This window comes from Acuticoccus sp. I52.16.1, from assembly GCF_022865125.1.
Classification (GTDB): domain Bacteria; phylum Pseudomonadota; class Alphaproteobacteria; order Rhizobiales; family Amorphaceae; genus Acuticoccus.
Genome location: NZ_CP094828.1, coordinates 4404782 through 4426273 on the forward strand (window position 1 = coordinate 4404782; position 21492 = coordinate 4426273).

At 69.5% G+C, this 21492-nt stretch carries 16 protein-coding genes; 5 read left to right on the forward strand and 11 right to left on the reverse strand.

Features of this window, described 5'->3' with window-relative positions; all coding sequences use genetic code 11:
- Positions 1-11: 11 nt before the first annotated feature.
- From MRB58_RS19880 to MRB58_RS19895, 4 genes are all read right to left on the reverse strand, one after another.
- Positions 12-845 (reverse strand): VOC family protein, encoded by an 834-nt coding sequence (locus MRB58_RS19880; protein ID WP_244778821.1) that lies wholly within the window; start codon positions 843-845, stop codon positions 12-14.
- A complete protein-coding gene (locus MRB58_RS19885; protein WP_244778822.1) occupies positions 842-3046 on the reverse strand; it encodes an acetate--CoA ligase family protein in 2205 nt (734 codons plus the stop codon). The genes MRB58_RS19880 and MRB58_RS19885 overlap by 4 nt, the downstream gene beginning before the upstream one ends.
- Positions 3047-3162: 116 nt before the next feature.
- On the reverse strand, positions 3163-6258 hold the full coding sequence (locus tag MRB58_RS19890) for a FecR family protein (RefSeq protein ID WP_244778823.1): 3096 nt from the start codon (positions 6256-6258) through the stop codon (positions 3163-3165).
- A complete protein-coding gene (locus MRB58_RS19895; protein ID WP_244778824.1) occupies positions 6258-7640 on the reverse strand; it encodes a hypothetical protein in 1383 nt (460 codons plus the stop codon). Before MRB58_RS19895 ends, MRB58_RS19890 begins: the two co-directional genes overlap by 1 nt.
- A gap of 166 nt (positions 7641-7806) precedes the next feature.
- Here MRB58_RS19895 and MRB58_RS19900 point away from each other — a divergent pair, with 166 nt between their 5' ends.
- Positions 7807-10104 (forward strand): CHASE2 domain-containing protein, encoded by a 2298-nt coding sequence (locus tag MRB58_RS19900; RefSeq protein WP_244778825.1) that lies wholly within the window; start codon positions 7807-7809, stop codon positions 10102-10104.
- Positions 10105-10111: 7 nt separating this feature from the next.
- Here the strand turns inward: MRB58_RS19900 and MRB58_RS19905 are convergent, their stop codons facing one another.
- Entirely contained in the window at positions 10112-10663 is a 552-nt protein-coding gene (locus tag MRB58_RS19905) for a hypothetical protein (protein ID WP_244778826.1), read from the reverse strand.
- A gap of 251 nt (positions 10664-10914) precedes the next feature.
- Here MRB58_RS19905 and MRB58_RS19910 point away from each other — a divergent pair, with 251 nt between their 5' ends.
- From MRB58_RS19910 to MRB58_RS19925, 4 genes are read left to right on the forward strand one after another with little or no spacing between them, the layout of a single operon-like run.
- A complete protein-coding gene (locus MRB58_RS19910) occupies positions 10915-11775 on the forward strand; it encodes a transporter substrate-binding domain-containing protein (RefSeq protein WP_244778827.1) in 861 nt (286 codons plus the stop codon).
- Positions 11776-11803: 28 nt separating this feature from the next.
- Positions 11804-12445: an amino acid ABC transporter permease gene (locus MRB58_RS19915; protein WP_244778828.1), complete on the forward strand. Its 642-nt coding sequence runs from the start codon at positions 11804-11806 to the stop codon at positions 12443-12445.
- Positions 12446-12482: 37 nt separating this feature from the next.
- Entirely contained in the window at positions 12483-13148 is a 666-nt protein-coding gene (locus MRB58_RS19920; protein WP_244778829.1) for an amino acid ABC transporter permease, read from the forward strand.
- A complete protein-coding gene (locus MRB58_RS19925) occupies positions 13141-13905 on the forward strand; it encodes an amino acid ABC transporter ATP-binding protein (protein ID WP_244778830.1) in 765 nt (254 codons plus the stop codon). Before MRB58_RS19920 ends, MRB58_RS19925 begins: the two co-directional genes overlap by 8 nt.
- A 285-nt stretch (positions 13906-14190) precedes the next feature.
- Here the strand turns inward: MRB58_RS19925 and MRB58_RS19930 are convergent, their stop codons facing one another.
- The 6 genes from MRB58_RS19930 to MRB58_RS19955 all read right to left on the reverse strand — a co-directional run bounded on the left by MRB58_RS19930 (position 14191) and on the right by MRB58_RS19955 (position 21490).
- A complete protein-coding gene (locus MRB58_RS19930) occupies positions 14191-15978 on the reverse strand; it encodes an ABC transporter ATP-binding protein (protein ID WP_244778831.1) in 1788 nt (595 codons plus the stop codon).
- On the reverse strand, positions 15975-16895 hold the full coding sequence (locus MRB58_RS19935; protein WP_244778832.1) for an ABC transporter permease: 921 nt from the start codon (positions 16893-16895) through the stop codon (positions 15975-15977). Before MRB58_RS19935 ends, MRB58_RS19930 begins: the two co-directional genes overlap by 4 nt.
- Positions 16892-17833 carry an ABC transporter permease gene (locus MRB58_RS19940; protein ID WP_244778833.1) on the reverse strand — a complete coding sequence of 314 codons (942 nt, stop codon included), beginning with the start codon at positions 17831-17833 and terminating at the stop codon, positions 16892-16894. Before MRB58_RS19940 ends, MRB58_RS19935 begins: the two co-directional genes overlap by 4 nt.
- A 213-nt stretch (positions 17834-18046) precedes the next feature.
- Positions 18047-19591 (reverse strand): ABC transporter substrate-binding protein, encoded by a 1545-nt coding sequence (locus MRB58_RS19945; RefSeq protein ID WP_244778834.1) that lies wholly within the window; start codon positions 19589-19591, stop codon positions 18047-18049.
- 56 nt (positions 19592-19647) lie between these two features.
- Positions 19648-20361, reverse strand: coding sequence for an SDR family NAD(P)-dependent oxidoreductase (locus MRB58_RS19950; RefSeq protein ID WP_244778835.1), 714 nt, complete (start codon positions 20359-20361; stop codon positions 19648-19650).
- Positions 20354-21490, reverse strand: a complete 1137-nt coding sequence (locus MRB58_RS19955; RefSeq protein ID WP_244778836.1) for an FAD-binding oxidoreductase — start codon at positions 21488-21490, stop codon at positions 20354-20356. Before MRB58_RS19955 ends, MRB58_RS19950 begins: the two co-directional genes overlap by 8 nt.
- Positions 21491-21492 lie beyond the last annotated feature (2 nt).

The following is a 21492-nucleotide window of genomic DNA, read 5'->3' on the forward strand; positions in this document are numbered from 1 at the left end:
CGAGGGCCGGCCTACGCGGCGACGAGGACCTGCGTGCCCCACGGATCGGCGAGGACGATGCCCTCGTCCACCCGTTCGACCGGGATGCCGGCCTTGTCCGCGCGGGCGGCGATCGGCTCCGGCGCGTCGATCGCGGTGAAGGTGACCCGGGCGAGGCCGGTGGTGCCGATCGGCCGCGCCCCCGCGCCGCGGCTCGCCCAGATGTTCGTTCCGAGGTGGTGGTGGTAGCGCCCGGCACCGTAGAACATCGCACCGGAATAATGCGATGCGGTCACCGGCAGCCCCAGCACCTCGCCGTAGAAGGCCCGCGCCGCGCCCAATTCGCCCACGCGCAGGTGGACGTGGCCGACGATCGTGCCCGCCGGCGCCCCCTGCCACGGCGCCTTGGCGCGACCGGCGATCCCCTCGAAATCCATCGGATCGTTGACGAACTGGACCTCGCCGTCCTTCCACGGCCAGGTCTCGCGCGGCCGGTCGGCGTAGATCTCGATGCCGTTGCCCTCCGGGTCGGAGAGGTAGACGGCGTCGCTCACCGCATGGTCGGCCGCGCCATCGAGCCGGTAGCGCCGCCCGGCGGCGAAGTGCAGCCAGGCCCCGAGGTCGGCGTGCGAGGGGAGGAGGAAAGCGGTGTGGAAGAGACCCGGGAAGCGGGGCTGACCGATGGTGACCGCCGGGTCCGCGACCAGCTCCAGGAGAGCCGCCCCGTCGACCCCGAGGTGCGCCACGCCCGCCGCCTCGTCGAGGACGCGCAAACCGACGACGTCGACGTAGAAGTCGCGCACCTTGGCGAGGTCCTTGACCGTCAGCGTGATGGAGCGGACCCCGTCGATCGCCCCCGCGCTCATGCCGGTTCGACCATCGTCGGGCCGGCCTCGGCCGCGGCCGGGTCGTGCGTCACGATCAGCGCGTCGACCGCGAGGATGTCCGCACCCCGGCAGATCAGCGGGTTGACGTCGAGCTCTGCAACGTGGCCCCGATGGTCGGCGGCGAACTCGGACACGCGGGCGATGACGGCGGCGAGCGCCGGGACGTCGACTTCGGGGAGGTCGCGGAAGCCATCGAGGATGGCGTTCCCACGCAAGCGTCGCAGCATATCGTGCGCCTCTTGGACGGTGACGGGGGCCGGAGCGGCCACACTGTCTTGCAGCAATTCGACGAGGACGCCACCCAGGCCGACCACGACGAGCGGACCGAACGCCGCGTCCACCGTCGCGCCGACGACGATCTCGACGCCCCGCGGCACCATCGGCTGCAACAGAACGCCGTCGATCCGAGCGGAGGGAGCGGCGGCGGCGACGGTCTCCATCATGCGCGCGAAGGCTTGCGCGACGGCGTCCGGCGTCCGCAGGTCGAGGGCGATGCCGCCGACCTCTGTCTTGTGCGGCAGGTCGGGTGAATCGATCTTCACCACTAGCGGCATGGCGAGCCGCTCGGCGATCGCGCGGGCCTCCTCGGCCGTCCGCGCCACCTCTTCGCCGACCACCGGCACGCCGTAGGCCGCCAGCGCCTCCTTCGCTTCACGCTCGGTCAGCGTGCGGGCGGGACCGACGAGCTTGGGCGCGACGAGTGCGGCGGCCGCCGGGTCGCTCACCCTGCCGCCGCCCTGCGGCCGGTCGCGGCGGGCGTGCCAGTCGGTCCACAGCGCGATTGCCTTGAAGCACACGTCCATCGAGCGCGTCAGCACCAGGTGCCGCGCCTCCTCGATCTCCAGCGCGCCCGGCCCTTCCAGCCACGCCGTCAGCCACGGCACGATGATCGGCTTGCCGGACTGGCCGGCGATCTCGTTCATCAGCGCGATGCGCGGCAGGCTCGTCTCATAGGCCAGGACGTGCGGGACGATGACGGAGTTGTACTCGGGCTGGCTCATCACCGCGCGGATGCAGACCTCGAGCGATTCCATGTCGTTGATGACCTGGGCGGTGACGTCGCACGGGTTGCGCGCCGAACCGAACTCGGGGATCCGCGCCGCCAGCGTCGCCGCGACCTCGGCGTTGGGCTGCGGCAGGGGCACGCCGGACACCTCCGCCGCGTCCGCCGCCATGATCGCCGCACCGCCCGACGTCGCGATCACGACCGTCCCGTCCGCCACCGGGGGGCCGACCTTGGCGAAGAAGGCGGACAGCTCGTGCAGCTCCTCGTAGCTGTCGACGTAGATGCCGCCGGCGCGCTCCACCATCGTGCGGTAGGCGTCCTGCGAGCCGGCGAGGTTGCCGGTGTGCGAGGCGGCCGCCCGCGCGCCTTCCTGACCCTTCGCCATCTTGTAGAGGAGTACGGGCTTGCCGGCCGCGGTGGCGTTGCGCACGGCGGTCTCGATCTGGCGCGGGTGGGGCATCCCCTCCAGCAGGCAGGAGATGACCGCGGTGTCCGGATCGCAGGTGAGATAGGAGATGCAGTCGGCGAGGTTGACGTCGGCCGAGTTGCCGCAGGTGAGGACGGCGCTGAAATAGACGCCACGCTGCGCCGCCTGGCTGAACGCGAGCCCCAGTGCGCCGGACTGGCTGATGAAGCCGATGCGCCGCGCCTCCCGCGGCTGCTCCCAGCACCGCTCGAACCGCAGGTCCGACAGGAACGTCGCCGCGGCGCGCGACTCGTAGTGGACGAAGCCGATGGTGTTGGGGCCGTTGAGGCGCACCCCGGTCTCGGCCGCCCGCGCGGCGAGGCGGGTCTGGATCGCGGCGGTTTCGGCGTCCCCCGTCTCGGCGAACCCGGACGCGATGACGACCGCGCCCCCCGCGCCGACCGCGACACAATCCTCGAAGATCGGCTCGACGGTCTTCAGATCGGTGGCGATGACGACGCAGTCGGGCGCCTCCGGCAGGTCCGCCAGCGAGGGATAGCAGGGCCGCCCATAAAGCTCGGCCCGCTTCGGGTTGATGAGGTAGAGCCGGCCGGTGAAGGCATAGAGATTGGCGACGAAACGCGCGCCGAACGACGTCTCGCGCGAGGAGACGCCGACGATGGCGATGCTCTGCGGATTGAACAGGCGCTTCAGCGACGGGCCGTCGTAGGGGTCGCGGATCATGTCGCGGGTGGTGTCGCGTGTCATGGCAAACCGTTTCTCGTGTCCTTGGGCATTTTTGCGGACACCTTACGCGGATTCACCGAGACTGAAACAACGTTTCGTATGGCGAGCGGCGCCCTCGGGGGCGCCGCCGCCGAAGGTCAGCGCTGGCCGACGAACGTGCCGGTCGCCTGCCATCCCGGCTCGGCGGCCGAGAAGGAGCCGATGATGCCCTGCGCCTTCATCTCCGGTCCGTCGACGAACGCCCCGGAGACGCTGCCGTACAGCGTCGGGAACTCGGCGTTGGCGGCGTAGTCCGAGCCGCCGAGCGAGCCGCTGAACTGGTTGAGCGCGGACTGCGTCTCGTTCATGCCGACACCGCCGCCGAAGTCCCGGCCGTCGAAGTTGGAGAACTGGATGCTGCCGGCCCGCTCGCCGAAGTCGAAGTCCATGTGGACGTCGCCGACGGCGATATAGCGCGCGGTGCCCGTCTCGGTTTCGGCCGCGACGTTGCCGACGGCGTGACCGTCGAACGTGGCCGAGCCGGTGGTCGGGATGTCGACCTGGCGGGTGACGTCGCCGGCGGCCCAGGTGCCCAGATGGACGAAGTCGCGCCGCGTCTCCCCGTCGCCCGTTTCGGTGTCGGTCTGGGTGCCCCACCATCCCCATTCGAGGAAGGCGCATTCGCACTCCGTCACGCCCGCGTCGGCGAAGAGCTGCGGCTGCGGGGTGAGGGTCGAGGGGATCATGTACGTCGCCGGGCTCTGGTCGGCGACCTGGCGGGCCACCTGGCCGCCGTCGAGCGTCATCTGCGTGTCGGGGCTGCCGGGCTCGTTGTTGTAGCCGGCCTCGATGGCGCCGTAGGTGTCGTGGTCGACGTAGGTCTCGGTCGTCGTCGAGCCGCGCACCAGCGCAATGGAGGCCTCCACCTGGCCGGTGACGTCCGCGCGCTGCGACAGGTCCACCGTGCCGAGGCCGAACGGGACCTGGTAGCGCGCCACCGGGTCTTCGCTCTCGTTGACGTCGTCGACGATGATGACGCCGCCGATGCCGGACTTCTGCACCAGCGTCTGCAACACGAACTGGCCGACCTCGGTGGAGCGCATCGCCACCGGGGCGCCGTCGTCCGGCTCCAGCATGCCGGCGGCGAAGCCCTCGAACTGGCCCACGACCCGGTCGAACGCGGTGACCGGCGTCTGCGATGCGAGGTTGGCGAGGACGCCGGTGCCGCTGATCAGCTCGTTGTCCTTCAGGAATCCGCCGCTCTCGGGCTGCACGTCGACGAAGCCGACGACCGGCTCGCGTAGCGGCACGACGGTGTCGTCGGCGTAGGGCTCGTCGTCCGACAGCACCGTGCCGGGGACGATGGCGAAGGTCTCGCCGTTGCGGCCGTAAATCGTCTGCGGCTTGCCGTCGACGATGAAGTCGGCGCTACCGAGCGCGCCGGTCATCGCCGAGGGGGCGAAGTCGGACGAGGTGCGGTAGGTGCCGCGGCGCGAGCCGATGGCGAAGAGGCCGGCATCGTCGATATCGTCGAAGGTGCCGCTGACGAAGCCGACGCCGACCGAGACGACCGACCGCTGATCGACGCCGGACCCGTTGATGACCATGCCCGCCTGCAAGGTACCGGGCTGCTCCTGGAAGTCGTCCGCGTCGACCATGTAGAGGTCGGTGGTGCTCGCCGAGAGCAGCGAGCGGCCGAATTCCCGCGCGATCAGCGGGTTCAGGTACGGAAGCTGCGAGTTGAGATCCTGGTTGTCCCACTGCGGGTTGGAGCCGATCTCGTAAGTGCGCACCAGCGGCGCGCGCTCGCCCTCCTCGGGGAAGAAGACGCCGGCCGGGGTCGCGACGCCGCCGTAGCCGGTGAACATCACCTGCTCGAAGGCGCCGTCCGGCCGGTCGGGTTGCAGGTAGTAGAGCACGAACCCGTCGGCGCGGCGGTACATGACCCCGCGTGTGGGCTCCGATTCGCCCTCCTCGTTCACGTTGAAGCCCAGGGTGTTGGACTCGAGGCGGAAGCGGAAGTCGCCTTCCGCCTCGTCGTAAGGGAGGCGCGTGCCGCTGTCGGTGCGGATGCCGGTGATCGTGCCGTCGTCGTCGCGGATGTAGGTGAAGGTCTCGCCGAGCGGGTAATTGGCGAGCAGCGTCAGGCCGCCGTAGTCCACCTCCTCGCCGGGGATGCCGGGCGTGAGGGGGCTGAAGCCGGGCGTGCGGGCCGCGCGCAGCGGGAACTCGTCCTCCGGCGGGGGCGGCGGAGGCGGGGGCGGCGGAGGAGGAGGAGGCGGGGGCGGAGGCGGCGGTGGGGGCGGCGGCTCGGGCTGATTGCCGACGTCGTCGCGGATCTCGTCGCCCGCCGCCTGCTCGACGATGGTGGTCTGGATCTCGTTGGTGGCGCTGACGATGCCGACCTCTTCCACCTCCGGTGCCATGCTGCTGCGCACGATCTGCGGCCGCGGTCGCGGCAAGACGGTCAGCGGCGCCAGCTCGGAGTTCATGTCGGGGATGAGGCTGGCGACCACCTGCTCGTTGGTCGGCCGTGAGCGGGCGCCGCCATTCTTGCCCGGCCGGCCCGAGAGGCGCCCCTGAAGGGTCGACTGGTCGAGCAGGGAGGTGGGAACCGTTTCGACCCGCACCCCGGCGCCGGTGCCGAAGAATGCGAAGGAGTAGCCGTTCTTGTAGATGCGGCCGCGCGGACCGCCGCCGTTCGGGTTGAGGACGATCTCGTCGCCGAACACCAGCGAGGCGGTCGCCGAGGGGCAGCGTCCGTCCGTCATGCAGCCGGGCTCGAGGTCGATGTTGACGATCGCGCCGCGCACGCCGAGCGTGCCGACGGGCGTGCCGAAGCGCACCTGCCCGCCCTGCTTGGACAGCCTGCCGCCCACGAAGCGCAGCGCGCCCTGGGTCACCTCGGCCGCCAGCGAGCCGCCGGAGGAGGCGGGATTGTAGACGAACTCGTCGATCACCACGCGCGAGTTGGAGGCGATGGTGAAGGCCGACCCGTCCACGAACATGATCTGCGCCAGCCCGTCGGACGAGGTGACGACGCGGTCCTGGTAGAGGATGTTGTCGCCGATGACGACGGTGCGGCGCCCGGCGATCCGCTCGACGTCGGTGTTCTGGTTGACCGCGGTGGTCACGCCGATGCGGTCCTGCGCGGCGCCGGGCGAGGCGGTCCACAGGGGCGCGAGCGCGGTCGTCGCGAGGGCGGTGGCGGCCAGGAGGCCGAGACGCGCGGGGGTCATGGTCTTCGCCATCATCAGAACCTTTTGGAGAGCCCGAGCGTGAAGATTGCGTTGGTATATTCGCGCGTGTCGTAGTTGGACGCTTGGTGGCGGATCTGGCCAGTGAGGAAGGCCGAGAAGTTGTTCTCGATCGGCACCGAGACGCCGGCCTCGGCCCAGAAGGCGTAGTCGTCTTCGGTGGAGTTGGGGTCGATCAGCGGGTCCGGACCCCAGTAGCCGCGCCACAAGGTGCCGCCCGTCAGCGACAGCGCCCACGGCACCCCCTGGTCGAGCGGGCCGTAGCCGGGGCCGAAGAAGCGGTAGGTGACATTGCCGACGAGCGACAGCTCGGCGAAGCTCTTGAAGTCGTCGCGCGCGTCGACGATGCGCGAGCCGGCGGCGAGCGAGGTGATCCACTGCGGCGACCACAGTCCCGTCAGCCGGGCCGAGCCGCGATACTCCTCACCCGTCTGTAGCCGGACGGTGGGGTAATATTGCGAGTTGTCGTAGTTGAGCGCGCGCACCTCGGCCCGCCCGTCGTAGAGCAGGTTGCCCATCAGCTTGCTCTGGAAGCGCACGCCGCCGCCGTAGGTGCTGGAGTAGATCGAGTGCCCGAGCGCATTGGCGCCGAGGATGCCGTAGACGCCGATGCGCGCCTCGTCGAGACCCACCCGGCCGAGCCCGAACGAGGGGCCGATCTGCGCCTCGATCAGGTTGAGGTCGAGCCGGCGCATGTCGCCGAAGACGCTGTTGTAGTTGGTGATGTCGGCCTCGATGAGGTCGCCCTGGTTGCGCAGGTCGTAGGAGAAGTGCGCCCGCGCCAGCGAGAAGACGTTCCAGTCGCCGGCCGCCCGCGCGTCCTGGTTCAAGACCACCGGGATGCCGTTCACGGTGATCGTATCGTCGCCCGGCGCGGCGTTGGCGTTGGTCTGGTACTGGATGCCGCCGACCACCTGGCCGGAGACGTAGAACCGCCGGTCCTGCGCGTCGATCTGGCCGAGGAAGCTCTGCACGCGCTCGCGGACCGGGGCCGGGATGTTGGGCTGTGCGGCGACGGCCTCGAGGTAGCTGCGCGCCATCTCGCGCGCGCCGATGCGGTAGTACAGCACTCCGAGTTCGAGCTGCACGCGTGGCAGGTTCGGCGCGAAGACGAGAATGCGCTCGAGGGTCGCGATCGCACCCTCGTAGTCGCCGAGCTGGGCGGAGACGAGCGCATACTCGAAGGCGACGTCGAGGTTGTCGGGATCGTTCAGCGTGGCGAGGAAGAGCTGGTCGCGCCGGGCCTCCAGCGAGCTCGGCCCCGTGGACGACTGCGCCCATCCCGTGCCCGCGAGCGCGACCACGACGAAGAGCGACAGGACACCACGAAGCAGGGCTCCGCGTGCTGTTCGGCGGCGCACCGTCGACATGCGGGCCATGGACCAACCTCTTCGTCAGAAACAGACATAAGGATGCAAATTGATACAGCCGAACTTGACACAGTGCTGGCATGATCACATCGGTCCATGGGGGCCGATTCTGCGTTCTTCCGGCGTGTGTCGCGTCTCGGCAACAATTTTGAGATGACGGCGGGGTGGCGGGTCGATGGAACGCACCGGCGAGGGGGGCGGCTCCGGTCCGCAAGCCCTGAAACAGCGCCGCCTGCGCCCCACTCGGTGGCGCCGGCTGCTGCGCCGCGTGGCACCGCTGACCCTGATCACGTTCGCCCTCATCGTGACCGGCATTCTCGTCAGGGTCGAGAACTTCGCCGCCTTGCAGCGGTTGCGGACGATCGTGTTCGATGAGTACCAGAACCTCCACCCGCGGCAGTATGACCTCGATGCCCCCGTGCGCATCATCGCCATCGACGAGGAATCCCTCGACCGGCTCGGCCAATGGCCCTGGCCGCGCAGCCGCGTCGCCGATCTGGTCGACCGGCTGACCGAGATGGGCGCCGCCGCGATCGGCCTCGACATCCTGTTCGCCGAGGCGGACCGCATGTCGCCCGACAATATCGCCCGCCTGATGCCCGAGGGGCCGGAGCGCGAGCGTGTCGCCGCGGCGCTACAGGGCGTGCCGCGGGGCGACGATATGCTGGCCGTCTCGCTCCAGAATGCGCCGGCGGTGGTGGGCGTCCTGCTGGAGGCGGGGGCGGGGCCGGGGGTCGACGCGCCGCAGGCCGACCGCGGCTTCACCGATCCCAAGGCCGGGTTCGCCTTCGCCGGGGACCCGCCCGACCAGTTCCTCCCCCACTTCGGCCGGATCAACGGGCCGCTTCCGGGCTTGGCGCAGGCCGCCCTCGGCCTCGGCGCGCTCAACTGGCTGCCGGGTACGGACCAGATCGTGCGCACCGTACCGCTGCTCTTCCATGCCGAGGACGGCGTCTACATGCCCGGTCTCGCGGCCGAGACGCTGCGCGTCGCGCAGCAGGCCTCCGGCTTCGTGGTGCGCTCCTCCAACGCCAGCGGGCAGACCTCGTTCGGCGCTCACACCGGCATCAACGCGGTCAAGATCGGCGCCTTCGCCGTGCCGACGACCCGCGACGGCAGCGTGCTGATGCACTACACCCCGCACGAAGCGGCGCGCCTGATCCCCGCCTGGTGGGTGCTGGAGGGGCTCGTCGACCCGGACGAGATCGCCGGGCGCATCATCCTCGTCGGCGCGACGGCGACGGGGCTGTTCGACCTTCAGGCGACGCCGATCGACGTCGCGATCCCCGGCATCGAGATCAACGCCCAGCTCATCGAGCAGATCGTCGAAGGGGTGTGGTTGGAGCGGCCGGACTGGGCGGAGGGGCTGGAGCTCGTCGTCTTCATCGTGCTGGCGGTCCTGTTCGGCTTCGTCTCGGGGCTCTTCTCGCCGCAGACGGCGGTGCTGGTGGGGGTGGCGACCATCGGCCTCGTCTTCGCCGGCAGCTACGCCGCTTTCGTGCGTGCGGGGCTCTTCCTCGACCCGTCCTACCCGTCACTCGCCAGCGCGGTGACCCTGTTCGCGACGACGGCATGGGTCGCCGTGCGCGAGCGGAGGGACCGGCGCTGGGTGCGCGACGCCTTCAGCCGCTACGTCTCGCGCGACGTGGTGGAGAACCTGGCGCAAGACCCCGCCCGGCTGACGCTCGGCGGCGAGATGCGCCCGATGACGATCCTCTTCACGGACATTCGCGGCTTCACCACCATCGGCGAGACGATGGACGCCCAGGCGCTGACCGCCTACCTCAACGCCTTCCTGACAGAGATGACGGGCGTCATCCTCGCCCACCGCGGCACGATCGACAAATATATGGGCGATGCCATCATGGCGTTCTGGAACGCGCCGCTGGACGACTTCGCCCACGCCGCCCACGCCTGCGAGACCGCGCTCCACATGCTCGACGCGCTGGAGGCGTTCAACGCGCGCTCGGGTGGGGCGCTGCCGGAGACGGCCATCGGCATCGGCCTCAACACCGGCGTGTGCTGCGTCGGCAACCTGGGCGCCAGCCAGCGGTTCGACTATTCGGTGATCGGCGACGACGTGAACATCGCCTCGCGCCTGGAGAGCCAGACGAAGACCTACGGGCTGCCGATCCTCGTCGGTCCGAGGACGGCCGAGCAGGCGCGTCCCGCCGGCTATCTCTTCGCCCTGGTGGATAAGGTGAAGGTGAAGGGAAAGACCGAGGCGATCGACGTCTTCGGCCTCATCGGCGGCCCCAACCACCCGCCGTCGCATCAGCTGGAGATGACCGCCAAGGGGATCGACATCCTCGCCGAGGCCGCCCAGGACGGAGACGTCGAGCGCATGAAGGCGGCGCTGGACGCCATCGGCCACACCGAGCCCTGCGTGCTCGACACCGTCGTCGCGATGTATCGCCGGCGCTACGAGCGGCTGACCCGCACCGGCATCGACGATATCGCCGCGACCGACTGAGCCCGGCTCACCCGGTCCGCCGGCAGCTGCCCTGCTCGGTGACGTAGTCGAACGTGAACCCCATCGGCACCGACTGCGGCACCGAGTAGATCAGCGTGTAGCGGAAGTCGCCCCGGCCGGCGAAGAAGTGCAGCGAGGAGGGGCCGTTCATGAACGTCACCGGCGCCCCGGCCTCGATCCGGCCGGCCCAGGCGTAGAGCGCGGCGAACCACGGCTCGTCCCGGTCGGCGATCGCCGCCTCGTAGATGACGAGGTCGCCGTCGCGGCAGAGGTCCTGGATGGTGTCGTCGTCCGCCCCGGCGATTGCCATGCAGTTCATGAACTGGTCCTCCGGGTCGGCCCGGCCGATCAGAATCCGGAACGGCATCTCCGGCGGGGCCTCGGCCCCGGCGACCGGGGTGCCGTCGTCTTCGTGGCGGATGGAGACCGCCCGCGCCCCTTGGCACGCATAGGCGCCGGGGCCGACCTCCTGCGCGTGTGCCGGTGCGCCGCCGCCGGCGGTCACGGCCAGCGCCGACGCCAGCGTTGCCGAAATCCACATCGCACGCCGCGCCGCCATCGCATTCTCCGTTCCTCGCTCGCGTGCCGGAGGCCGTCGCGCCCGGCTCGTCGGGCAATGGTGCAATAAATGCGCGCCCGGCGCCATGTGCGGCCCGCTCCGGCTTTGCCGGCCGACAGCTCGGGCTCGGCGCGTCGACTTTTCGCCGCCGGTTTCGGATCTGGCATTGAGGTTGCAGCGCTCCGGGCCACGCAACCCCGCCCGTACCGCCGCCGCGGCGGGCCGCCCAGGCAACCAGAACGGAGCAAGACATGGTGGATCTGCCCAACGTCCTCAGCCGGACCGTCCTCGCCCTCGGCCTGATCGCGGCGCCGCTCGCGGCCGGCGCCGCCGATCTCGCCGAGATCAAGGAGCGCGGCTACATGAGCATCGCCACCGAGGACAACTACGCACCGTTCGAGATCATGGAGGGTGACACGCCGACCGGCTTCACCCACGACATGGTCGCCGCTCTCAAGGAATACGCCCCGTTCGAGATCCGACAGGACATCCTGCCGTGGTCGGGCCTGCTCGCCGCGGTGCGTGCCGGCAAGTACGACGCGGCGATCACCGGCTCGATCATCTCTCCCGAGCGACTGCGGGTCTTCGATTTCGCGGTGCCGACCGCCTCGGCCCAGCACTACTACATCAAGCGCGCCGACGACGACCGCATCGCCGGCATCGCCGACCTCGACGGGCTGACCGTCGGGGTGCAGGCCGGCTCGGTGCTCCTGTCGCGCCTGCCGGAGCTCGAGGCGATGCTGGAGGAGAGCGGCGGGTCGATGGGCCGCGTCGTCGAGTACACGTCCTATCCGGAGATCTACGAGGACCTGAAGAACGGGCGCCTCGATTATACGGTCAACTCCATCATCTCCGCCAAGAGCCTCATCGCCGAGCGCGGCGACGAGTTCACCCTCGGCGAGCCTGTCTCCGGCCCCGGCTTCCACGCCTACCCGGTGCCCAAGGGCAACGAGGAGCTGCTCGATTTCATCAACGGGTTCATCCTCGAGATGAAGGAGAGCGGCAAGCTCGCCGAGTTGCAGGAGAAATGGTTCGGCCAGGCCTTCCCGGACCTGCCCGCCGAACCCATCACCTCCGTCGAGACCTACGAAGCGCTGACGCGGGTCGACTGATCCGCCCGGCGCACAGGAGGCGAGACGGGTGACCGGCGCCGAATTCCAGATGCTCCTTTCGGGCGCATGGACCACGATTTGGATCTCCGCGCTCGCCATCGTCGGCGGCGTACCGCTCGGCCTCCTGCTGGGGCTGGGGCGGGTCGCGGGGATCCCCGTCCTGTCGCAGGTCCTGGCGCTCTACATCTCCATCGGCCGCGCGACGCCGCTGGTGACGCTGGTGCTGCTGCTCTTCGTGGGCCTGCCGGTGGTCGGCATCGATATCGACGCGGTCACCGCCGGCGTGCTGACGCTGCTCCTCAATACCGCGACGTTCAACGCGGAGATCTGGCGCTCGGTGTACGACGCGTTCCCCCGCGGCCAGGTCGAGGCGGCGCAGGCGGTGGGAATGCCGCGGCCGTTGATCTTTCGCCGCATCATGCTGCCGCAGATGTCGATGGCGGCCCTGCCGGGGCTGATGAACGAGGCGACCCTGCTCATCAAGGCGAGCCCGGCGATCGCCGTCATCGGCATCGTCGACCTCACGCGCGTGACCGACCGCATCTCCGCGCGCACCTACGAGCCGCTGCCGCCGATCATCGCGGCGGGCGTCATCTACATGCTCATCATCGCCGGGATGGTGCGCCTGCAACGCGTGCTCGAAGCGCGCGCCGCGAAACGTGCCGCATGAGGCGTTCGGGTGGGTGACAGCGCATGAGTGACCTCGCATGAGTGATTGGGAGATCGTCCTCCAGGAGTGGCCGCGGTTCGCGCGCGGCTTCTCCAATACGCTGATGCTGTTCGGCGTTTCGGTCGTCGGCGCCTTCGTTCTCGGCGCCTTCCTCGCCAACGCCCTCGTCGCCCGCAACCCGTCGGTCAAGGGTGCCGCGCACGTCTACGTCGACGGCATGCGCATGCTCCCGTTCCTGATCTTCGCCTATCTGCTCTACTACGGCCTGCCGTCGGTCGGGATCCGCATGTCGGCGTGGACGGCGGGGCTGTCCGGGTTGATCCTCTACCATGCGGCCTACGTGGCGGAGATCCTGCGCGGCGCGTGGGCGCAGCTTCCCCCGGGGCAGACCGAGGCGGCCCGCGCCATGGGCTTCCACGGCGCCAAGCTGTTCCTGCGCATCGTCTTGCCGCAGCTCGTCCTCGGCAGCGCGCCGATCCTCGGCAATCAGCTCATCTACATGCTGAAGGACACCGCCTTCCTGATGATCATCACCGTGCAGGAGCTGACCTACGCGGCCTCCTCGGTGCAGTCGATGTACTTCGTGCCGCTGCAACCCTTCATCGTCGCCATCGCGCTCTATTGGCTGATGACGATGGCGATCGAGGGCCTCGTCTTCCTCGTCGGACGCTTTGCCAGAAAGAGAGGCCTCGGCCGTGCCTGATCCCGCGCCCCCCGCCCTCGAAGCGCGTCACATCTCCAAGACCTTCGGCGAGCTGGAGGTGCTGCGCGACATCTCGCTCGTGGTGAACCCCGGAGACACGATCTCCGTGCTGGGGCCGTCGGGCTCCGGCAAGTCCACCATGCTGCGCTGCCTCAATTTCCTGGAGACGCCCGACAAGGGCCGGGTGCTCCTGCGCGGCGAGCCGGTCGGCCGTCACCCCGACGGGCGGCTGATGAGCGACAAGGAACTCGCCCGCAGTCGTGCGCGGATGGGGATGGTCTTTCAGAGCTTCAATCTGTGGCCGCACTTCACCGTGCTGCAGAACGTGATCGAGGCGCCGACCAAGGTCCTCGGCGTCTCCAAGGCCGACGCCACCGCGCACGGCGAGGCGCTGCTCGCCAAGGTCGGCCTCGCCGACAAGCGCGACGTCTACCCCTACGCGCTCTCGGGCGGGCAGAAGCAGCGCGTCGCCATCGCCCGCGCGCTGTGCATGAAGCCGGACGTGCTCCTGTTCGACGAGCCCACCAGTGCCCTCGATCCGGAGCTGGTCGGCGAGGTGCTCGCCGTGATGCGCGACCTCGCCAAGGAGGGGATGACGATGGTCGTCGTCACCCACGAGATGGGCTTCGCGCGCGACGTCTGCGACGAGGTGGTGTTCATGGACCGCGGCGTGGTCGTCGAGCACGCGACGCCGAGCGAGTTCTTCGGCAACCCCAAGACGGAACGGGCGCAGCGGTTCCTCTCTCGATACGCTTGAGGCGCGGCCCCGCCTGAACCCGTGAGCGCGCTGCCGGGCGGAGAGGCGGAGCGAGGGGAGTTCCCCCCTCGCGCTCCCTCCATCTCGCCGATGGGCAGGCCTGCAGGATGGGCGGGCTGGCGCCCTTCATTCCTGCAGACCCGGTCCAGCGTGGAGTGGGCTGCGACAGCGTCAAGCGCTCGTCCTCGCCATGCTCGCTGCGCTGCGCGTGGCTCCGGGTGCGCGCTTGACCCCGCCGCATCCCTCGGGCCGTGCGGGTGCCGCCTCGAGGGGTGAGGGGCGGGGTCAGTGCTCCATGACGAAGTGGTCCGGCGCGACTTCGATCATGCGGCGTTTTTCCGGCACGTAGTCGAGGGGGCGGACGGTGCCCTTGATCTCGTCGGTCAGGAGGTCGCGCGCGCCTTGGCGCTCGGCCGGGTCGGCGATCGGCACCGCGGCGATGAGCTTTTGCGTATAAGGGTGCCGCGGTGACGTCAGGACCGCCGCGCGCGGACCGATCTCGACGATTTCGCCCAGGTACATCACCGCCACCCGGTGACTCACCCGCTCCACCACCGCGATGTCGTGGCTGATGAAGACGTAGGCGAGGCCGAGGTCGCGCTGCAGGTCGAGCATCAGGTTGACCACCTGCGCCTTCACGGACGCGTCGAGCGCGGAGACCGATTCGTCGGCGACGAGGAGCGTCGGGTCGAGCGCCAGGCCCCGCGCGATGCACACCCGCTGGCGCTGGCCGCCCGAGAACTCGTGCGGGAACCGCAGCGCGTGGTCGGGGGTGAGGCCGACGCGCTCCAACAGGTCCGCCACCCGCGCCTCGGCCTCCGCCGCACTGGCGAGGCCGTGCACGCGGATCGGCTCGCGGATCGCCGCGCCCACCGTCTTGCGCGGGTTGAGCGAGCCGAACGGGTCCTGGAAGATCATCTGCATCCGCCGGCGGATCCGTCGCATCTCGGCGGGCTTCGCCGCCATCACGTCCTCGCCCTCGAAGGCGATGCGCCCGCCCGTCGGCTCGATCAGCCGCAGCAGCGAGCGGCCGGTGGTGGACTTACCGCAGCCCGATTCGCCCACCAGCGCCAGTGTCTCGCCCGCCCGCACCGCGAACGAGACGTCCTCGACCGCGTGGACGTGGCCGACCGTGCGGCCGAGCAGCCCGCCGCGCACCGGGAAGCGGGTGACGAGGTTCTCCACCGAGAGGATCGGCGCGCCCCGCTTGTCCGGCTCCTGCGGCACCTCGATCGGCTCGGCGGCCGAAAGGTCGGCGAAGCGGCGGGGGGTGGTCGTCTCGCCGAGGGCGCCGAGGCGGGGGACCGAGGCGAGGAGCATGCGCGTGTAGGGCTCGCGCGGGGCGGCGAAGATCTCGCGAACCGGGCCTTCCTCGACCTTGTCGCCCTTCAGCATCACCACGACGCGGTCGGCGATCTCCGCCACCACGCCCATGTCGTGGGTGATGAACATCACCGCCATGCCGATCTCCTTCTGGAGTTCGGCGATCAGGGACAGGATCTGGGCCTGGATGGTGACGTCGAGCGCCGTCGTCGGTTCGTCGGCGATGAGTAGCTTGGGCCGGCACGCCATCGCCATCGCGATCATCACGCGCTGGCGCTGGCCGCCCGAGAAGGTGTGCGGGTGCTGGTCGAAGCGGCGCCCGGCGTCGGGGATGCGGACGAGATCGAAGAGGCGCAGCGCCTCCTTGCGCGCATCCGCGGCGGACATCCCGCGATGGCGGCGCAGCGCCTCCGTCACCTGGAAGCCGGCCGTCAGCACCGGGTTGAGGCTCGTCATCGGCTCCTGGAAGATCATGCCGATGTCAGCGCCGCGCACGTCGCGCATCGCCGCATCGCTCAGCGCGGTCAGTTCCGTGTCGCCGAGCGAGATGCGCCCCTCGATGCGTGAGACGCCCTTTTGCAGGAGGCGCATGATGGAGAGCGCGGTCACCGACTTGCCGGAGCCCGATTCGCCCACCACCGCCACCGTCTCGCCCTCCTCGATATGGAACGAGACGCCGTCGACCACCGTGAGCCAGCGGCCCTCGGAGCGGAAGGCGACCGAGAGTTCGTCGACGCTGAGCACTCTCATTCTTCGCCTTTCAGACGCGGGTCGATCGCATCGCGCAGGCCGTCGCCGAGGAGGTTCAGCGAGAACACGACGATGAGGATCGCGATGGACGGGAAGACCGCCAGCCAGAACGAGTCGAGGATGTTCTCGAAGCCTTCGCGGATCATGCCGCCCCATGTCGGTGTCGGCGGCGCGACACCGAGGCCGATGAAGGCGAGCGAGGCTTCGACGCGGATCGCGGTCGCGAGGTAGAGCGAGCCCATCACCAGGATCTCGGGGAGAATGTTGGGCAGGATATGCCCCACGATCAGCCGCCGGTTGGAGAAGCCGAGCGCGCGGCCCGCCTCCACGAACTCGCGCTCCTTGATGGAGATCGTGGGAGCCCTCGCGATGCGTGCGAAGGGGGCGACCGCGGTGACGGCGATGGCGAAGATCAGGTTCTCGACCGAGGGGCCCAGCATCGCGACGATGAAGAGCCCCAGGATCAGCGCCGGGAACGCCAGGAAGACGTCCATGATCTGCATCAGCACGATGTCGATCGCGCCGCCGAAGTAGCCGGCGATCATGCCGATCATCGTGCCGACCACCAGCGCCAGGCCGATCGCGAGCAGGCCGATGGTGAGCGAGATGCGTCCGCCGTAGAGGATGCGCGAGAGGACGTCGCGGCCGTAATAGTCGGTGCCGAACCAGTGCTCGGCCGACGGCGGTTTGAGGCGGAAGAGGATGGACTGGTCGATCGGGTCGTAGGGCGCGATCCACGGGGCGAGGATCGCCAGCAGGCACACGGCGAGGAAGAGGCCGAGCCCCACCCACGACGTCTTGTTGGCGTTGAAGGCCTTGTAGAGCCCGGCGCCGAACGCCCTCGAGACCCGGCTCACATAGGCGATGCGGGAGGTGGGGGGGCGGGAGGTGGGGGGGCGGGATCCGAGGGTGCTCATTTGTATTTGATCCTCGGGTCGATGAGGCCGTAGACGAGGTCGGTGCAAAGGTTCACCAGCACGACGATCAGCGTGTAGATGACCATCATCCCCTGCAGCATCGTGTAGTCGCGCTGGTTGAGCGCGCCGACGATCAGCTTGCCGAGCCCCGGCCGGTTGAAGACGATCTCGGTCAGGACCGAATTGCCGATCAGGTAGCCGAGATAGAGGCCGACCACCGTCACCACCGGGATCAGCGCATTGCGCAGACAGTGGCGCCAGACGATGACGGCGAAGGCGAGGCCCTTCGCCTCGGCGGTGCGCACATAATCCTGGTTGAGAACCTCCAGCATCGCCGAGCGGGCGACGCGGGTGATGTAGGCCGCCATGATGAGGCCGAGGTTGATCGCCGGCAGGGCGAGGTCCGACAGGCGGTCCCCGAGCGTGGTGCCGCGGCCGGACGAGATCACCGGGAACCAGTCCAGCTGGATGGCGAACGCGATCAGGAGCAGGATGCCCGACACGAACGCCGGCAGCGACAGGCCCAGAAGCGACGTGATGCGGATGACGTAGTCGGTGAACTTGTTGCGGCGGAGCGCGGACCAGACGCCGAGCGGGATGCCGAGCACCGCGCCGATCACCAGCGAGACGCTCGTCAGCTCCAAGGTCGCCGGGAGGACCTTCATGACCTCCTCGATGACCGGCCGGCCCGAGACCAGCGAGACGCCCCAGTCGCCGACGATCACGCCACCGAGGAAGCGCAGATATTGCACGATCATCGGTTCGTTGAGGCCGAGCCGCTCGCGCAGCGAGGCGATCGAGGCCTGGCTCGCCTGATCGCCCAGGATGATCAGCGCCGGATCGCCCGGCAGCACGCGCACGATGAAGAACACGACCGTCAGCACGCCGAACAGCGTGACGCAGGCGAACCCGAGCCGCTTGAGGACGAAGGCCGTCACCGGCGCTCGCCTCCGGCGGTCGCGTGGCCCGTCGGGGGCAGTCCCGTCATGGGGAAGTCTCCTGCTTGAACGGGTGGACCGGGACGAGGGTTAGCCTCACCGCGTGCCGGTCCAGGCCCGCGCGTGCGGTCGGCCGCCAGGGGTGCGTGGCCTCTGCCATCGGTCCTCCGAGGTGGGCGGATGGCGGCCACCCGCGGGCGGCCGCCAGGCGCGTCAGTCGGTGAAGTGGGCCTTCTCGGTGACGGCGGGCGACAGGTTCAGCGAACCCTTGATGTCGTAGCCGAGATCGAGATTGTCCTTCCACGCCCAGAGCTGGAGGTTCTGGTAGATCGGCACCGCGCAGACCTCCTCCATGATCTTCTGCTGCGCGCTCGCCCAGAGCTCGGCCTGCTTCTTCGGGTCGGTCTCGGTGCGGGCGGCCTCGATCTCGTCGTCGGCGACGTCGCAGTGCGAGAAGTTCGTCACCGCGGTCGGCGTGCCGACGGTCGAGTCGGAGTGGAAGAACTGCGTCAGGTAGGTGTCGGCGATCGGGAAGCGGGCGGCCGAATAGTGGACCACGTCGCTGGCGTCCTCGCGGATCTGGCTGTGGAACGTTGCGTGCTCCACCGTCTCGATCTCCATGTTGATGTCCGCCTGACGCAGCAGTTCCTGCACCGCTTCCATCGTCGAGAGCATGCCCGGCAGCGTGGTGTGGATCGCCTTGATGGTGATGCCGTCCGGGTGGCCGGCCTCCGCCAGCAGCTCCTTGGCCTTCTCGACCGAGAACTCGTAGGTCGGCACGTCGTCGGTGTAGCCGAGGTAGCCTTCCGGCACGGGCGAGATCGCCGGCAGCGTCACGCGGTCGCCCTTGAAGGCCACCATCGTGTCGCGGTCGATGGCGTGGGCGATCGCCTGGCGCACCTTGATCTCGTCCAGCGGCGGCTTGGTCATGTTGAGGTGGATGACCGACATTTCGCCCGGCACCATCACCGAGACCTTGGTGTTCGGCACCTTCTCGATGCGCTCCACCCAGGTCTGGTCCTGGCGGCCGTAGATCATGTCGATCTCGCCGGCCTGGAAGGCGAGGTCACGCGCCGCGTCGGACGGGATGTAGCGGTAGTAGATCTCTTTGATCTCGGGTTCGCCGCGGAAGTAGTCCGGATTGGCGACCAGCTTCACGTACTGCTGCGGCTGATACTCGGCGAACATGAACGGGCCGGTGCCGATCGGGTTGGTCTTGAAGTCGTCGCCCAGCGCCTCGACCGCGTCCTGGCAGACGATGTTGCCGCCGTGATAGGGCACGAGCAGCCCCAGAAGGCTCGGAATCGCGTGCTCGAGCTGGATCGTCACCTCGTAGGGGCCCGTCGCCTCGATGGAGGAGATGGGCGTGTAGTCCTTGGCGAAGGACGAGGTGTCGCCGTTGGCCGAGCGCTTCAGCGAATAGACCACGTCCTCGGCGTCGAGGTTGCCGTATTCGCCGTGACAGTCGACGTCCTCGCGCAGCTTGAAGGTCCAGGTCAGGCCGTCCTCGGACGTCTCCCAGCTCTCGGCGATGTCGGGCTCGATGAATTCCGGGCTCGACTGGCCGGGGGTGATGCGCACGAGCCCGTTGAACATCCAGTAGAGCAGGCCCTTGTCGGGCGTCGTCGTGGCGACGTGCGGGTCGAGCGTGCCCGCGTCGGCCGTCCCCATGCCGACGTTGAGCGTGGTCCCGTCGGCATGGGCGGCGCTCGCCATGAGCATGCTCGCGAGGCCGGCCAGTAGGATTTTCGTTTTCATGGAACTCCTCCTTCGATGTCGGTTCGGTCGGGTGTGCCCGGCACGCAGAACAAGGCTCAGAACAGGTCTTCCAGGCGGCAGTTGACGAGCATCTCCGCCATCACCGCCGTGTTGGGCAGCGCGATGGCCGTGGCGATCAGCTCGGCGAGGTCGTCGGGGTCGATCATCTCCTCGCGGCTCACCTTGGTGACGCCGGCGGTGAGGTCGGTCGCGACGAAGCTGGGGCACACGGACGTGGCCCGCACGCCGTCCTCCCAGCCGATACGCCGCGTACCGTGGGTCAAGGCGATGAGGGCATGCTTGGTCATCGCGTAGGCGATGTTGTCGTTGCGCACGCGTTTGCCGGAGAGAGACGCCACGTTGATGATGCGCCCGGAGCCGGCCTTCTTCAGGTGCGGCAGCGCCAGCCGCGTCATGTAGAGCGGGCCCTTGATGTTGATGGTGAAGAGCGTGTCGAGGTCCGCCTCGTCACCCGCCTCGATCGAGAAGGTGTTGGAGGTGCCGGCGTTGTTCACCAGGCCGTCGATCCGGCCGAACTTCGCCACCGTGGCGTCGATCCAGGCCTGGTAGGTGCTGCGGTCCTCGGCGTCGTAGCGGGCGGCGAGGAAGCGGTCCTGCGGCGCGTCGGGGAGGGCGGCGGCCATCGCGTCGACGTTGCGGGCACCGGCGCTGACCGAATAGCCCTTGGCCAGCAGCGTCTCGGCGAGGGCGCGGCCGATGCCGCGGCTCGCCCCCGAAATCATGATGACGCGGCCCTCGGGCTCAAGCATAGCGACGCTCCTCCAAAACGGATGGGAACCGGTCGACGCCGAAGGGCGCGATCGGGGCTGACGAAGGCCGCCCGTCGGCGATCTCCAGGATGAGGTGTGCGATCAGCGGCGACAGGGCGAACCCGTGCGCTGAGAAGCCGAAGGCATGAATGAGGCCAGTCGTCGTGCGGCTTGCCGAAATGATCGGGAGCCCGTCGGCGGTGACGCCTTCCAGCCCGGCCCAGGTGCGCACGATCCGCGCCTCCGCGAGGTGCGGGAAAAGTCGCTGTGCGTTGGCGAGGTTGGCGCCGACCAGCGTGGGGCGCGGGCGCCCGATCCGGTGTGCCGCGTCCACCTCGCCGGCGAAGCCGCCACCGATGACGACGTGCCCGGAGCGCTTCTGCTTCAACGACAGTTTGCCGTTTTGCGTGCCGACGACCGCGCTCACGAACGGGGCCAGCGGCTCGGTGACGCTCATTTGCAGCGCGGTCGGGGTGAGCGGCACCGGCTCACCCGCGCCGGCCGCCGGCGCATCGCCCCACGCCCCGGCCGCGTTGACGACGATCGGTGCGCGCACCGGCCCGGTGGGCGTCTCCACCCGCAGGCACGCGGCGTCGCGCACGACGGCGAGGGCGGGGCGTTGCTCGCTGACCCGGACGCCGGCGGCACGGGCGGCGCGGGCGAGGGCGTGGACGGTCTTCAGCGGATCGGCGAAGCCGTCGTCCCGCACGACGAGCGCGCCGCGGCAATGCCGGGCGAGGGCCGGCTCCAGCGCGGCGAGGGCGGCGGCGCCGATGGTCACCTCGTGGTCGTAGCCGAGCGCGCGGGTGGCGGCGGCGCGGGCCTCGAGCGCGGTCATCGCCTCGTCGTCCTCGGCGACGCGGACCTGCCCGGAGGGGACGAAGCCGACGTCGGAGCCGAGGTCGGCTGCGGCGGTGCGCCAGAGGGCGAGCGCGGCGCGGGCGAGTGGGATCTCTGCGGGGTGCCGGTTGAGGCTGCGGATCCCACCGGCGCTCGCGCAGGAGGCGTGCCGGCCGATCGTCTCGGCCTCGAGGAGGTGGACGCGGCGACCGGCTCGCGCTGCGCGCACGGCCGTCCAGAGGCCGATCAGCCCGCCGCCGACGATGGCGATGTCGGCGTCCTCCCTCATCC